The organism is Azospirillum baldaniorum, from assembly GCF_003119195.2.
Lineage (GTDB): Bacteria > Pseudomonadota > Alphaproteobacteria > Azospirillales > Azospirillaceae > Azospirillum > Azospirillum baldaniorum.
The window spans coordinates 523,343-535,976 of the sequence record NZ_CP022253.1; the positions used below are offsets into that span (position 1 = coordinate 523,343).

At 68.1% G+C, this 12,634-nt stretch carries 15 protein-coding genes, 1 tRNA gene and 1 pseudogene; 9 read left to right on the plus strand and 8 right to left on the minus strand.

What is annotated here, in order from left to right; all coding sequences use genetic code 11:
- Positions 1-5: 5 nt before the first annotated feature.
- Positions 6-359: pseudogene (locus Sp245p_RS35565) on the minus strand (2-amino-4-hydroxy-6-hydroxymethyldihydropteridine diphosphokinase); the annotation flags it as partial.
- A 244-nt stretch (positions 360-603) separates the two neighbouring features.
- Here Sp245p_RS35565 and Sp245p_RS02435 point away from each other — a divergent pair.
- The 4 genes from Sp245p_RS02435 (at position 604) to Sp245p_RS02450 (ending at position 4,332) form a co-directional block, all read left to right on the plus strand.
- Positions 604-1,074 carry a putative pterin-binding protein gene (locus Sp245p_RS02435; protein ID WP_237904758.1) on the plus strand — a complete coding sequence of 157 codons (471 nt, stop codon included), beginning with the start codon at positions 604-606 and terminating at the stop codon, positions 1,072-1,074.
- Between the two features lie 11 nt (positions 1,075-1,085).
- The gene (locus Sp245p_RS02440; RefSeq protein ID WP_052584204.1) at positions 1,086-2,627 is read left to right on the plus strand and encodes a sensor histidine kinase; all 1,542 of its coding nucleotides are present in this window, start codon (positions 1,086-1,088) and stop codon (positions 2,625-2,627) included.
- A 102-nt stretch (positions 2,628-2,729) separates the two neighbouring features.
- Positions 2,730-3,419 (plus strand): GTP cyclohydrolase I, encoded by a 690-nt coding sequence (gene folE / locus Sp245p_RS02445; RefSeq protein WP_014238642.1) that lies wholly within the window; start codon positions 2,730-2,732, stop codon positions 3,417-3,419.
- Positions 3,400-4,332 carry a DMT family transporter gene (locus tag Sp245p_RS02450; protein WP_014238641.1) on the plus strand — a complete coding sequence of 311 codons (933 nt, stop codon included), beginning with the start codon at positions 3,400-3,402 and terminating at the stop codon, positions 4,330-4,332. Before folE (Sp245p_RS02445) ends, Sp245p_RS02450 begins: the two co-directional genes overlap by 20 nt.
- Positions 4,333-4,351: 19 nt before the next feature.
- Here Sp245p_RS02450 and ybaK read toward each other — a convergent pair whose 3' ends face one another.
- The gene (ybaK, locus tag Sp245p_RS02455; protein ID WP_014238640.1) at positions 4,352-4,834 is read right to left on the minus strand and encodes a Cys-tRNA(Pro) deacylase; all 483 of its coding nucleotides are present in this window, start codon (positions 4,832-4,834) and stop codon (positions 4,352-4,354) included.
- Positions 4,835-5,069: 235 nt separating this feature from the next.
- Here ybaK and Sp245p_RS35570 point away from each other — a divergent pair, with 235 nt between their 5' ends.
- A complete protein-coding gene (locus Sp245p_RS35570) occupies positions 5,070-5,657 on the plus strand; it encodes a response regulator (RefSeq protein ID WP_014238638.1) in 588 nt (195 codons plus the stop codon).
- Positions 5,658-5,669: 12 nt separating this feature from the next.
- Here the strand turns inward: Sp245p_RS35570 and folE (Sp245p_RS02465) are convergent, their stop codons facing one another.
- The gene (gene folE / locus Sp245p_RS02465) at positions 5,670-6,335 is read right to left on the minus strand and encodes a GTP cyclohydrolase I FolE (protein WP_014238637.1); all 666 of its coding nucleotides are present in this window, start codon (positions 6,333-6,335) and stop codon (positions 5,670-5,672) included.
- A 306-nt stretch (positions 6,336-6,641) separates the two neighbouring features.
- Positions 6,642-7,034: a Co2+/Mg2+ efflux protein ApaG gene (gene apaG, locus Sp245p_RS02470; protein WP_014238636.1), complete on the minus strand. Its 393-nt coding sequence runs from the start codon at positions 7,032-7,034 to the stop codon at positions 6,642-6,644.
- Positions 7,035-7,450: 416 nt separating this feature from the next.
- Here apaG and Sp245p_RS02475 point away from each other — a divergent pair, with 416 nt between their 5' ends.
- Positions 7,451-8,110: a GNAT family N-acetyltransferase gene (locus Sp245p_RS02475; RefSeq protein ID WP_014238635.1), complete on the plus strand. Its 660-nt coding sequence runs from the start codon at positions 7,451-7,453 to the stop codon at positions 8,108-8,110.
- A gap of 35 nt (positions 8,111-8,145) precedes the next feature.
- A tRNA-Gly gene (locus Sp245p_RS02480) sits at positions 8,146-8,219 on the plus strand.
- A gap of 114 nt (positions 8,220-8,333) precedes the next feature.
- On the opposite strand, the gene Sp245p_RS02485 is transcribed toward Sp245p_RS02480, so the two are convergent.
- Positions 8,334-8,561: a YMGG-like glycine zipper-containing protein gene (locus tag Sp245p_RS02485; RefSeq protein ID WP_014238634.1), complete on the minus strand. Its 228-nt coding sequence runs from the start codon at positions 8,559-8,561 to the stop codon at positions 8,334-8,336.
- 416 nt (positions 8,562-8,977) lie between these two features.
- Between Sp245p_RS02485 and Sp245p_RS02490 the strand changes: the two genes are divergently transcribed.
- Complete coding sequence (locus tag Sp245p_RS02490) at positions 8,978-9,370, plus strand: hypothetical protein (protein WP_014238631.1); 393 nt, start codon at positions 8,978-8,980, stop codon at positions 9,368-9,370.
- A gap of 78 nt (positions 9,371-9,448) precedes the next feature.
- Here Sp245p_RS02490 and Sp245p_RS02495 read toward each other — a convergent pair whose 3' ends face one another.
- The 3 genes from Sp245p_RS02495 to Sp245p_RS02505 form a co-directional block, all read right to left on the minus strand.
- Positions 9,449-10,237: an ABC transporter ATP-binding protein gene (locus tag Sp245p_RS02495; RefSeq protein ID WP_014238630.1), complete on the minus strand. Its 789-nt coding sequence runs from the start codon at positions 10,235-10,237 to the stop codon at positions 9,449-9,451.
- Between the two features lie 9 nt (positions 10,238-10,246).
- Entirely contained in the window at positions 10,247-11,035 is a 789-nt protein-coding gene (locus Sp245p_RS02500) for an ABC transporter permease (RefSeq protein WP_014238629.1), read from the minus strand.
- 131 nt (positions 11,036-11,166) lie between these two features.
- A complete protein-coding gene (locus Sp245p_RS02505) occupies positions 11,167-12,117 on the minus strand; it encodes an ABC transporter substrate-binding protein (protein ID WP_041810826.1) in 951 nt (316 codons plus the stop codon).
- 289 nt (positions 12,118-12,406) lie between these two features.
- On the opposite strand from Sp245p_RS02505, the gene Sp245p_RS02510 reads away from it, so the two are divergent.
- On the plus strand, positions 12,407-12,628 hold the full coding sequence (locus Sp245p_RS02510; RefSeq protein ID WP_129557142.1) for a hypothetical protein: 222 nt from the start codon (positions 12,407-12,409) through the stop codon (positions 12,626-12,628).
- Positions 12,629-12,634 lie beyond the last annotated feature (6 nt).

Consider the following 12,634-nt stretch of genomic DNA (forward strand, 5'->3'; position numbering starts at 1 on the left):
AGGTCGATGTCGGCGGGGCGGTCGCGCGTCTTGCAGCAGGGGTGCGCGCGGTCGCGGCCCAGCGCCAGCTCGACCCCCACGCACAGCCCCTTGCAGCAGGAGGGGTCCAGCGCGCTCGGCACATAGGCGCAGTAGTTGACGAAGGGGTGGGCGCTCGTCATGCCGACCGGAGCCGTGCGGTAGAAGCGGCTGACCAGGACGGAACCGAACAGGTCGGCCAGACGGGCGGCGATCCGTGCCGCGTTCCGATCGGGTTCCACGTTCGTTCCGATTCCCAGAATGTAGCCGTCCAGCGGCAGCGGGGCGGCCGAAACCGGAATCAATGCGTCCATAAGCGTTCCGTCGGGCGGGATGTGCATGGAAAAGATGTGAAAATCCGGGCGGAAGCGATGATGCCGGATCGTTGCGGGTTGGTCATTTCACGGGACAAATATGAACGAATTTCGATACACCTTTCCGTATGTGAAAATTCGGCGGCTGATTTTTACAGAATTTTCGTTGGATCGTTCGTAGAATGCAATCATGATAAAGGTTGCATGGCCGAATAGCGGACGGTTAGCCGATATGGTGGATAGAGTTGTTTGCCGTCTTGTCGCCCTGACGTTGTTTGTACTTGCCGGCGCGGCCAGCGCCGGGACGCTGCCGGAACCGACGGAAAAGCCGATTCTGGTCGTGTCGGGGCAGATCGGGGCGACCAACCGCGACGGTGCGGCGGTCTTCGACCGTCCCATGCTGGAAGCGCTGGGCATGGTCTCCTTCACCACCGCCACCCCCTGGTACAAGGAGCCGGTGACCTTCGAAGGCGTGCCGCTCGCCCGCCTGATGGAGCGTGTGGAGGCGCGCGGCGAAACGCTGACCGCGACGGCGCTGAACGACTACACCGGCGAAATCCCCATGGACGACGTGCGGAACCGCAAGGTGATCCTGGCGCTGAAGCGTGACGGGGCCTACATGCCGGTCAGCGACAAGGGGCCGCTGTTCATCGTCTATGATTTCGACCATGATCCGGAAGCGAACCGGCAGAAATATTTCGCACGCTCGGTCTGGCAGGTCGCCCGGCTGACCGTGAAGTGAAGGCAGCCCTTGTGAGTCCGCCGACCGAGACCGCGCCGAAGGGAAGCTCGCGGCTGTCCCGCCTGCTGGGCTGGGCGTCGGAGGACCGTACGCGCCGCATTGGGCTCTGGCTGGCGATCCTGACCGGCGCGTTCGGCCTGGCGGCCGCCTATCTGTCGCTGCTGGTGGTGAATTACGGCGAGGCGCTGCGCGGGGCCGCGCCCTACAACTTCGCCTGGGCCGCCAGCCAGACGGTGGGGGAGGTGACGCGGCTGGAGCAGCGCATCCTGGCCAGTGCGCTTCCCGGGGCCAAGGTCGACGCGGACGAGGTGCAGCTCCGGCTGGACATCGTGCGCAACCGCATCGCCGTGCTGGGGCGGGGGCAGGCCTCCCTCTTCATGGACCGCTACCCGCAGCATCGCCGAACGGTGGCCCGGCTGGAGGAGGCGCTGAACAGCGTCGGCACGATCCTGGCCGGTCCGCTGCCGCAGGCGGACAAGGCGCTGGCCGCCCTGGCGGTTCTGGAGCCCGTCGACCGCGAACTGAACGCCTTCGCCTCCGTCGCCTCCCAGTTCGGCGGGGAGCTGGTGGACGAGGGGCACGACCATCTGCTCTATCTGCATGGGCTGTTCTCCATGCTGTCGGCCGGTCTGGCGGTCTGCGGCGTTCTGTTCATCACGGTGCTGCTGATCCAGAACCGGGCCATCCGGAAGGCGCATGACCGGATGGAGGCGATGGCCGGCGCCCTGCGGACGGCCATCGCCCAGGCGGAGGAGGCCAGCCAGGCCAAGACCCGCTTCCTGGCGACCATGAGCCACGAGCTGCGCACCCCGCTGAACGCGATCATCGGCTTTTCGGAGCTGATCCGCGAAGACGGCGACATCGGCGGCGGCCGCTCCGCCGCCGTCCCGTCCGGCAGCACGAAGGAAACCACCCGCCGGGAGAACGCCCAGCGGGAGCACGCCCAGTATGCGGGCTACATCCTGACCAGCGCCCGGCACATGCTGGGTCTGGTCATCGACATCCTGACGGTCGCCCAGATGGAGGCGGGCCACGCCAATCTGACCTTCGATTCGGTGGACCCGCGCAAGGTGGTCGGCACCGCCATCGCCACGGTGCTTGGCACCCAGGCCGGGCGGGGCCGGACGATCCGGACGGCGGCGGGGGCGGTCTGGCCGGTGCTTCAGGCCGACGAGCGGGCGGTGCGGCAGATGATGCTGAACCTGCTGTCCAACGCGGTGAAGTTCAGCACCGCCCCGTCGGTGATCGAGGTGGAGGCGTGGCTGGACCCGCAGGGCGGCTTCGTCATCGCCGTGCAGGACCAGGGCATCGGCATGACGCCGGAGCAGATTGAAAAGGCCGCGCAGCCGTTCTATCAGGCGGAGGACGGCGCGACCCGCCGTTTCCAGGGATCGGGGCTGGGGCTCAGCATCGTGAAGAGCCTGATGGAGGCCCATGGCGGCCGGCTGCTGCTGGAAGGCGCGGCGGGGGCCGGCCTGCGGGCCTCCCTCCATTTTCCGGCGGAACGGGTCGGCGGGCCGGCGCCGCGTCCGGACCCGGCAAGTCAGGTTTGAGCAAGCTAGGTTTGAGCAAGGCAGGTTTGGGCAGGCCAAGTTTGAGATCGAGCGGCGTCGGCCTTGCCGAAAATAAGCAAAGCAAAGAAGGGATCGGGTTTTATGACGGTGCAGGCAAATGTTCTCGCCCTCGTGCAGGAGGCGATGGAGGCGCGCCGCTCGAACGAGGCGCTCGACACGCCGCTGGACGCCGCGGGCGAGGCGGCCATGATCGACGCCGCGGCGCGGAAGGTCGAGGAACTGCTCGACGTGCTGCGGATCGACCATCGCAACGACCACAACACCCGCGACACGCCGCGTCGCGTCGCCAAGATGCTGGTGCGCGAGCTTCTCAAGGGCCGCTTCACGGCGGCGCCCGAGCTGACCGAGTTCCGGAACGCCGAGGAATTCGACCATCTGATCGTTACCGGCCCGATCGCCGTGCGATCGACCTGCGCGCACCATCTGATGCCGATCTACGGCACGGCCTTCATCGGCATCCTGCCGGCCAAGGGCGGCAACATCCTGGGCCTGTCCAAGTACGACCGGATCGTCGACCATTTCGCCGCCCGCTTCCAGATCCAGGAGGAGCTGGTCAAGCAGATCGGCAATTTCATCGTCGAGGCCACCCGGCCGCGCGGGCTGGCCGTGCGCATCAGCGCCGTTCACATGTGCAAGACCCACCGCGGCGTGCGTGCCGGCCATGACAGCCGCATGGTCAACAGCTCCTTCCATGGCGAGATGCTGGAATCGCGCGATCTGCGCGAGGAGTTCCTGAGGGAGTGCGCGACGCTTGAGCGTTCCGCCCGCTGAGCGGACCGTTCTGCCCGTCCCGACGGGCGCGAAGCGCCTGACCGTTTCCGAGGGCGCGGAAAGGCGGTCCGGCATCGCGGGGGCGGCGCTGTTGATGGCGGCGTCGCTCGCCCTGGTGCTGACCGCCGGGGCGCTGGCCCGCGAACTGGGCGCCCGCTACGGAGCGGCGGAGGTTCTCTTCCTGCGCTTCCTGCTGTCGCTGCCGGTGGTCGCCGCGGCGGCTTTTGCGATGGCCGGGCGGCGCGCCCTGTCCGTCACCCGGCCCGGCGGCCACGCGGTGCGGGCGCTGAGCGGCGTCGGGGCGGCGCTGATCTTCTACGCGGCGGCCCAGCATCTGCCTTTTGCCGATCTGGTCGCCCTGTCCTACGCGGCGCCCCTGTTCGTGGTGCTTCTGTCAGGCCCGGCCATCGGGGAACGGGCGGGGGCGGCCTCCGCCGTCTGCGTCGCGCTGGGGATGGCCGGGGTCTTTCTGATCGCTCCGCCGACGCGGCTGGAGCCGTGGAGCCTCGCCATGCTCGCCATGGCCTTCCTCAACGCGGTCTGCATCCTGGCGACCCGGCGGACGGCCCAAGCCGACGGGCCGGCGGCCACCGGGCTGGTCTTCGTGCTGGCTGGGTGCCTGCTGACCGCCCCGGCGGCCCTGCTGACCGACTTCCAAATGCCCGAGCCGGCGGATCTGCCGGTCTTCCTGCTGCTGGGTTTCGCCGCGGGGGCGGCCATTCTGCTGAACGCCGCCGCCTTCCGCCGAGCGCCGGCGGCGGTGCTGGCGCCCATCGATTATCTGGGGATCGCGGCCTCAGCGGCCATCGGCTTCCTATGGTGGGGCGAAAGCCCGTCGCCCGCGGTGCTGCTGGGCGGGGGGCTGATCGCCGCCGCCGGGCTGGGCACCCTGTGGGCGGGCGCGCGGCGCTGACGGCTTCCGCCCGTTTCGCCTACTGCACCACGATCCGCCGCACCACGGCCTTGGTGGCGCGGGCCAGATCCGCCGGGGCCAGGGCGATCTGCAGGCCGCGCCGCCCGCCGTTGACGACCATTTCCGGCAGGGTCTCGGCGCTGGAATCGATGAAGGTGGGCAGGGCCTTGCGCTGGCCCAGCGGGCTGATGCCACCGACCATGTAGCCGGTGGTGCGCTCCGCCAGGGTGGGGTCGGCGAGATCGGCCTTCTTGGCCCCGGCGGCGGCGGCCAGCGCCTTCAGGTCCAGCTTCGCCGCGACGGGGATGACGACGCAGGCCAGCGCCTTCGGCTCCAGCTGGACGATCAGCGTCTTGTAGACCACCGCCGGGTCCAGCCCCATCGCCGCCGCGGCGTGCAGGCCGATGGCGTCCGCCGAGGGGTCGTACTCATACTCCATCAGGCGGTGGGGCATCCCCGCCGCCTTCGCCGCGTTCACCGCCGGTGTGACCTTCGCCGCCATCTCGACCTTGCTCCCCAGGCGCGGATTCGCCCTTTCATGCCGGGAGCTTAGCAGACCGCCCCAGCGAGGGGGAGAGGGGGACGGAGGGGAGGGCGCAACGCCGCGGTGCACCCCTTTCGACGACGCAATTTTGCCCAAATTGCGCCGGTGTTCATGCCAACGCGCCTTGGACAGACGGGCCGCCTGCCGCGATTCTGACCGCCGGCCCGTTCCCCGGTCGGAGAGTTGGAGAATCATGGTCCCACGCACGCTGCTTGTCGTCGATGACGATCCCACCCTGGAAGGCCGGGTCCAGGACGCCCTGCCGGTGTGCCGGATCGTCGCCGCGGGCGGCGTGGCGGACGCGCTGGAGGCGGTGCGGGCGCACCGGCCCCCGGTGGTGGCCCTGTCGGTCGATCTGGTCCAACTGGCGGAATCGCCGAACGGCGGCGGCGACGGCCTGGACGCCCTGTCGCTGATCCTGGGCGAGGCGCCGTCGATCAAGGTCATCGCGCTCGCCCCGCACGACCAGAGGGTGCTGGCGGTGCGCGCGGTGGCCCGCGGCGCCCATGAGGTGTGCGGCAAGCCGATCGACGCGCAGGAGCTGGCCGGGGTGGTGCAGCGCGCCTTCCAGCGCGCCGACCTGGAGCTGGAAGGGCGCCGGCTGGCCACCGGCGACGCCCCGCCGACCCTGCGCGTCCTGCGCGACGAGACGGAACGGCGCGCCCTGCTCGATTCGCTGGCCCGCTCCGGTGGCAACCTGTCGGCGACGGCGCGCCTGCTCGGGGTCAGCCGTCCGACGCTCTACAGCCTGCTGCGCCAGCACGGCATCCGCGCCGATTGACGCGGGATCGGCTCACTCCGCGCGTGAACCGGGATTGCCGATCATCGACAGGAACTCGCGCCGGGTGGACGGATCGCTGCGGAAGGCGCCGAGCATCCGGCTGGTCACCATGGTGACGCCGGTCTTGTGCACGCCGCGGGTGGTCATGCACTGGTGCTGCGCCTCGATCACCACGGCGACGCCTTCGGGCTGGAGCACCTGATCGATGGCGTTGGCGATCTGCGCCGTCATCTTCTCCTGGATTTGCAGGCGCTTGGCGTAGGCCTCGACAAGCCGCGCCAGCTTGGAGATGCCGACGACGCGCTGGCGGGGCAGGTAGGCAACGTGCGCCTTGCCGATGATCGGCACCATATGGTGCTCGCAGTAGGACTCCAGACGGATGTCGCGCAGCACGACCATCTCGTCGTAGCCGTCGGTCTCCTCGAAGGTGCGTGCGAGGATTTCCTCCGGGTCGATGGCGTAACCGGCGAAGAACTCCTCGTAGGAGCGGACCACCCGGTCCGGTGTGCCGACCAGACCCTCACGCGCCGGATCGTCGCCAGCCCAGCGGATCAGTGTGCGGACGGCGTCCTCGGCCTCGGCACGGGTGGGGCGCGCGATCTCGCCATGGCCGGTGCCGGCGGGGTGGCCGGGGCCGCGGAGGACATTGTCGGCGTGCGGAGTCTTGGAAGCCGTCACGGGGCGAAGCCTTTCGATTCCTGGTCAAACAGGTTCTGATCACATGCGGGCCGTCGCCGCGGCACACAATGCCGGAGCCGGCAAGTCAGGTATGAATACGGCCCACTGCTCGCCCGGATCACCGGGATTTTCGAGAAAGCCGGCAGGCCGCAGGGCGGAGTATGGCGCAAGTGGGTTCGATGGCCCCACAGTCAAGGCGCCGGGCGCGGCCTTTCAGCGCGTGCTGCGGCGATTGGTTGCACGCGCCCGGTGGTTTTTCAGCGGCGGCCGTCGAGCGCCTGTCATGCGCCCGTCACGCGCTCGTCGTCAGTTCAGTTGGCGGGGCTGATGCGGGCTGTCCAGCGAGAAGGCGGGGACCGCCACGTCGAAGGCCTCGCCGCCGCCCGTTTCGAAGCGGTAGGAGCCGACCATGATGCCGGAGGGCGTGGGTAGCGGCGTTCCGCTGGTGTATTCGAAGCTGCCGCCGGGTTCCAGCACCGGCTGTTCGCCCACCACGCCCGGCCCGCGGACCTCCTGCACGCGCCCCAGCGCGTCGGTGATGTGCCAATAGCGTGTGCGCAGCCGGACGGTTTCCTGGCCTTCGTTCTCGATCCGGACGTGATAGGCCCAGACATAGCGGCTTTCGGCGGGCATGGACTGCTCGTCGAGAAAGACCGGCTGGACGGTGACGCGGATCGCGCGGGTGACTTTCGTGTACATGGCGGCACTCCCGGTTCTGAGAATAGGGGTGGGGGAAAGCGCCTGTCCAGTGGTGGAGCGGGGGACACCCCCTCCGGATGCTCCGAAACGGCGGGGTGGGGGCGCGGCGATGCATGCAGGACACACCGGGAAGCCATGCGCAACGGGCCGGTTCCGGCCCTTTCACGATCGCTTGAACCCCCTGTCCGCTGGTGTTATATGCGAGGTCCCTGCAACGGCCGAAGAGCCTTGCCCATGTCTCGTCCGCACAGCATCAGCATCCGACGACGACGCCACGCCGCGCTGCGCGCGGTTGCGGCCGTCCTTGGGTCGCGTGCGGACGCTTCGGGTCTCCGCCGGCACTGATCCGGCGCTCCCCCGGCGCGGCGGCGCGATCCGCCTCCGACTACAGTCTTTCTGCCGGGAAGCCCTTTGACATGATGATCTCCCTGGAAGAGCCGCGGCACGACGCGGCGATCGAAGCCCTGCTCGACCGGTCCTTCGGCCCGGATCGTTTCAAGAAGACCGCCTACAAGCTGCGGGAGGGCGTGGCCCCGATCCCGGAGCTCGGCTTCGTCGCCATCGAGCATGACGAGTTGGGCAACGAGATTCTGGAGGGCACGATCCGCTACTGGCCGGTGACCATCGGCGGCACGGTGCCGGCGCTCCTGCTCGGCCCGATCGCGGTGTCGGACCGGCTGCAGGGCGGCGGGCTCGGCAGCAAGCTGATCCGGATGAGCCTGAACAAGGCGGCGGCGTTGGGACACCGGGCGGTGATCCTGGTGGGCGATGCGCCCTACTACGCGCGGTTCGGCTTCACGCGGGACCTGACGCTGGACATGGCCCTGCCGGGACCGGTGGATCTCGACCGCTTCCTCGGCCTGGAACTGGCGCCCGGCGCCTTGGCCGGCGCCGCCGGCATGGTCACCGTCCCGGCGGTGGACGAGGGATACGGCGTGCCCGCGAACGAGGACGTTCGGCAGGAGGCTGGCGGCACCGCCTTGTTTCCGCGACTGATCTCGCCGCTGGTGTCGGTTTTCGCCGCCTCCCCGCGGGAACTTGCCGAATCCCGCCTGTGGCATGCTCGAACCGCTTGAAAGCGGCGAAAGCGTCGCCTATAAACATGCGGCGCGCGGGTGTAGCTCAATGGTAGAGCAGAAGCTTCCCAAGCTTACGACGAGGGTTCGATTCCCTTCACCCGCTCCAACATCTCCTTGAAAATCAGACGTCTGCTGGAGCCCTGACATTCAGGGCGCACAGATGTGCGGGGTGGCCGCGGACACTGGTCCGGCGGCCTGATCCCCGTTGTGAAACCGGTGTTTACCGGTGCTTGCCGTTGTTGGAGGTCAGAGCACCCACCGCGGCGCCGGCCGCGCCGCCGATCACACCGCCCATAACGGCGCTGCCCCCCGTCAGGGCACCGACCGCGGCTCCGCCCGCGGCGCCGATGGCGCCACCCGACAGCGTGCGCTGTTCGCGGTGGCTGAGGTTCGAGCAGCCCGTCAGAACAAGGCCGCCAACCACGATCACTGCCAGTTTCTTCACCATGATCCTACCCGTTCTCTTCCCTGCATTCTTGGGTGTCGCCGGCTTCGGAAGCCAGCGGCCAAGCCTGCGCTTGTGTCGCATGCTTACGGAATGAACACGCATCTGCGTGTGACTATTCCGGGGCAGAAAACCTTCCGTTTCATCCCTAAGAGAGTGGGGGCGGTTTCCCGCCCTCCCTCGAAATAGGGATTCGGGAACGCCCTGCAATGCCAGGAGGGCAATGCTTGGCTAACGGCCGATAACTATAGAAATAATCTGGTTATTGCTTTTTTACCATTTTCCCGCGTCGAAAGGTTGCACGGATTCGGGGGCGTTTCCTCTTTACTTCATTCAGGGCGCGTGGAACGTTCAGTGTCCTAACGACCTGCGCGACATCGAGGACGCAGGCTCACCGGAAACGTCCCAGGATGCCCACCATGCTGCATCTTTCCAGACCGCAGGCGCTTGCCACTCTCCCGGCGAGTTGCCCGAGTGACCGCCGTGAACGGCACCCGTTGCAGCCGGTCAGCGCCCATCCCTGCACGCCGGCCTTCGAGCGCTCGGATGCGGCGATCCATCCGGCGGTTCCGGCGGCCGTCCCGGCGGCTGCCCAACCCATGTCTCCGCTTCGTCCGGGCTTCAGCGGGGAACCGCTGGCCCGTGTCATCCGCTTGGCGACCACCGGCGTGTGGGTGGTGAAGCGCCATGGCCGGATGCTTGAAATCGACGGACGGCTGCACTGGAGCTGCCCGCGCACGCTCGCGTCGGACGCCGAGCGCGCCGGCGTCATCCTGTCCGATCTGGTCGTGAACACCGGTCACCAGCTCTGATCCGGTGGTGGAAAAAGAAAGGAGCGGCGCCCGCCGGCGCCGCTCCCTCACATTCTCGGGGCCGGTTGGGAACGCCGGTCAGCGTTCCATCGTCACGGCCTTGATGGTCTCGACACGGATCTCCTCGGTCAGCCGCTCCTTGTAGGCGGCGAACTCCGGGGTGGTCTTGACCTTGTAGGACCGGGGGTGCGGCAGGTCGATGGGGATGTCGCACTTGATGCGGCCGGGGCGGGCCGACATCACCACGACGCGGCTGGCCATGAAGATGGCTTCGTCGATGTCGTGGGTGACGAACATCACCGTCTTGCGGTCGGCCTCCCAGATGCCCAGCAGCAGCTCCTGCATCAGCTCGCGCGTCTGGTGGTCCAGCGCGCCGAAGGGCTCGTCGAGCAGCAGCATCTTCGGGTCGTTGGCCAGCGCGCGGGCCAGCGCCGTGCGCTGCTGCATGCCGCCGGACAGCTGGGCGGGGTGGTGGTTCTCGAAGCCCTTCAGACCGACCTGGGCTAGGAAGCGGTCGGCGATCGCCAGCTGCTCCGCCCGCGGCAGGCCGCGCTCGCGCAGGCCGAAGCAGACGTTGTCGCGCACGGTCAGCCAGGGGAATAGGGTGTAGGACTGGAAGACCATGCCGCGGTCGGGACCGGGGCCCGACACCGCCTTGCCCTCCAGCAGCACCTCGCCGGCGGTGGGGGTTTCCAGACCGGCGACGATGCGCAGCAGCGTGGACTTGCCGCAGCCCGACGGCCCCAGGATGGTGATGAAGTCGTTGTCGGCGACCTCCAGGCTCGTCGGCACCAGTGCGCGGGTCGGCGCCGTGCTGTTGCGGCCGGGGAAGGTCTTCTCGACGTTGCGGATGGACAGCTTGCTCATGGCCGGCGCTTATCGTCCTTTGGCCCACGGGAAGAGACGGGCGTTGAGCGCCCGGAACAGCAGGTCGGTGATCAGGCCGATCACGCCGATGATGAAGATGCCGAAGATCATCTGCCCGGTGTCGAGGAAGCGCTGGGCGTCGATGATCATGTGGCCGATGCCGCGCGACGCGCCCACCAGCTCCGCCACGATCACGTAGGTCCAGGCCCAGCCGAGCACGAGGCGCAGCGCCTCGAAGATCTGCGGCGAGGCGGCGGGCAGCAGGACGCGCAGCACCACGCCGTCGCGCTTGGCGCCCAGGGTGTAGGCGGCCTCCACCAGATCGCTGCGGATGCCCGACACGATGACCGTCACCATGATGATGAGCTGGAAGACCGAGCCGATGAAGATGACGAGGATCTTCTGCAGCTCGCCCACGCCCGCCCACAGGATCAGCAGCGGGATGAAGGCCGAGGCCGGCAGGTAGCGGGCGAAGGACACGAAGGCCTCGAAGAAGGCCTCCACCGGCTTGAAGGCCCCCATCAGGATGCCCAGCGGCACCGCCAGGGCGGCGGCCATGGCGAAGCCGGCAAAGACGCGCCAGACCGTGACGGCGATGTCCTCGGCGAAGCCGAACTCCCGGAACAGCGCGATGCCCGCCGTCAGCGTGTCGCCGGGCGAGGCCAGGAACAGCGGCTTCACGAAGCCGCCGTAGGTGGCGATGCCCCAGCCCAGGAAGAACAGCACGAAACAGGCGATGCCCAGCACCGTGCGCAGCGCCGGAGCGACCGGCTTCAGCGGAGTGAAGAGGGGGGACATGGGATTGGTGGACCGTTGTCGGAATCTTATGAAAACACGGGCCCCCACCCTAACCCTCCCCCGCTGCGCAGGGGAGGGGATAGCTCCCTCCCTTGCCGAAGGCGGGGGAGGGCTGGGGAGGGGGCAAGACTTTACTTCACGAAGGACGCGTCGGTCATGCTGTCCAGGCTCGGCGGGGCCTTGCGGATCAGCTTGGCCTCCAGCATCACGTCCTGGACCTCCTTGATGAAGGTCGGCATGGTCTTGGTCAGATACTCGACGTTGCCGGCCTTGTCGTACCAGAGCACGGTCTTGGCGGAGGTGGCGAACTGTTCCGGCGTCTGGTTGACGTCGCGGGCCATGATCTCGAAGGCCTTCTTCTCGTCCTTCTTGATCTCGTCCAGCGCTTCGAACCAGCTGTCGACGAAGGCCTTCACGACCTTCGGGTTCTTCTGGATGTAGTCGGGCTGGAAGGCCAGCGTGTCGATGATGACACCCGGCGTCTGGTCCGACGTGACGATGATCTTGCCGTTGGCCTCGCGCACCTTGGACAGGTACGGCTCATAGGTCACGGCAGCGTCGAACTGGCCGGCGACGAAGGCGTTGGCGGCGTCGGACGGCTGGAGGTTGACGGTCTGCACCTCGCCGATCGACAGGCCGTTCTTCTTCAGCACATAGGCCAGCCAGAACTGCGGCACGCCGCCATACTGCACGGCCACCTGCTTGCCCTTCAGGTCGGCGAGGCTGTTGACCGCGTCGCGCACGACGATGCCGTCGCCGCCGTGCGAGCTGTCGAGCACCAGAACCTGCGTCACGTCCACGCCGGAGGAGGCGTAGAGCAGGTGCGTGTCCACCGTGGTGGTGATCGCCTGCACCTCGCCCGCCGCCATCGCCTGGTGGCGGTTGGAGGTCGGCATCTTCTTGATCTCGACCTCGATGCCGTTCTTCTTGAAGATGCCGGTTTCCTTGGCCAGCGTGATCGGCGCGAAGCCGGTCCAGCCGCTCATCGCCACGGTCACCTTGGTCTGCGCCGAGGCCGAAACCGCGCACAACCCGGCGACGGCCGCCGCCAGGGCTCCGGCCATCCACGACGTCTTCCTCATGATCCCCCGCTCCCGGTTCTGAAGGTGTCTTTTGATCGCGCCCGGCGGCGGCCCGCCGCCCACGCATCCGTGTGCCGCATTGTGCACGCCCGCGGGGCGGGTGGGAAGGGACCGGCGGCCGCGGCCGCGCAAGCCTGACCTTCGTTGGAAGGGCTGGAGGGAAGCTCTTGCAACCAAAGGCTTATTGGGATGCTTGCGTGCCCAATCCATATACCAACTGAACAAACCGCGACGGGTGTATGCCGTTCTTTTGGGCACCACAGAGGGGAGGCTGGACAGGATGCGCTCCATGGACCCGACGAACCCGCCGATGAACGCGATGGACCGCCAACGGGCGCTGGACTATTTCGAACGACTCGGCCGGGACAAGGTGCGGCTGTACAGCGCCATCGACTGCGACCGTTACCTGGGTGGCTGGCAGGTGCGGGAACTGGCGGACCAGTGGCTGGCCGAGAAGGCCGCGGAGGAGCGCCCGGTGCCGCTGTGGCGCCGGATCGTCCGGCGGCGCTGACGCCGC

Bases quoted from the DNA above. Each gene is read 5' to 3' on its own strand.
- Sp245p_RS02485 (WP_014238634.1), bottom strand. From the start codon at position 8,561: ATGGTGAAGAAACTGGCAGTGATCGTGGTTGGCGGCCTTGTTCTGACG.
- Sp245p_RS02490 (WP_014238631.1), top strand. From the start codon at position 8,978: ATGCTGCATCTTTCCAGACCGCAGGCGCTTGCCACTCTCCCGGCGAGT.
- Sp245p_RS35570 (WP_014238638.1), top strand. From the start codon at position 5,070: ATGGTCCCACGCACGCTGCTTGTCGTCGATGACGATCCCACCCTGGAA.
- Sp245p_RS02510 (WP_129557142.1), top strand. From the start codon at position 12,407: ATGGACCCGACGAACCCGCCGATGAACGCGATGGACCGCCAACGGGCG.
- Sp245p_RS02495 (WP_014238630.1), bottom strand. From the start codon at position 10,237: ATGAGCAAGCTGTCCATCCGCAACGTCGAGAAGACCTTCCCCGGCCGC.
- Sp245p_RS02500 (WP_014238629.1), bottom strand. From the start codon at position 11,035: ATGTCCCCCCTCTTCACTCCGCTGAAGCCGGTCGCTCCGGCGCTGCGC.
- folE (WP_014238642.1), top strand. From the start codon at position 2,730: ATGACGGTGCAGGCAAATGTTCTCGCCCTCGTGCAGGAGGCGATGGAG.
- apaG (WP_014238636.1), bottom strand. From the start codon at position 7,034: ATGTACACGAAAGTCACCCGCGCGATCCGCGTCACCGTCCAGCCGGTC.
- Sp245p_RS02475 (WP_014238635.1), top strand. From the start codon at position 7,451: ATGATGATCTCCCTGGAAGAGCCGCGGCACGACGCGGCGATCGAAGCC.
- Sp245p_RS02505 (WP_041810826.1), bottom strand. From the start codon at position 12,117: ATGAGGAAGACGTCGTGGATGGCCGGAGCCCTGGCGGCGGCCGTCGCC.
- ybaK (WP_014238640.1), bottom strand. From the start codon at position 4,834: ATGGCGGCGAAGGTCACACCGGCGGTGAACGCGGCGAAGGCGGCGGGG.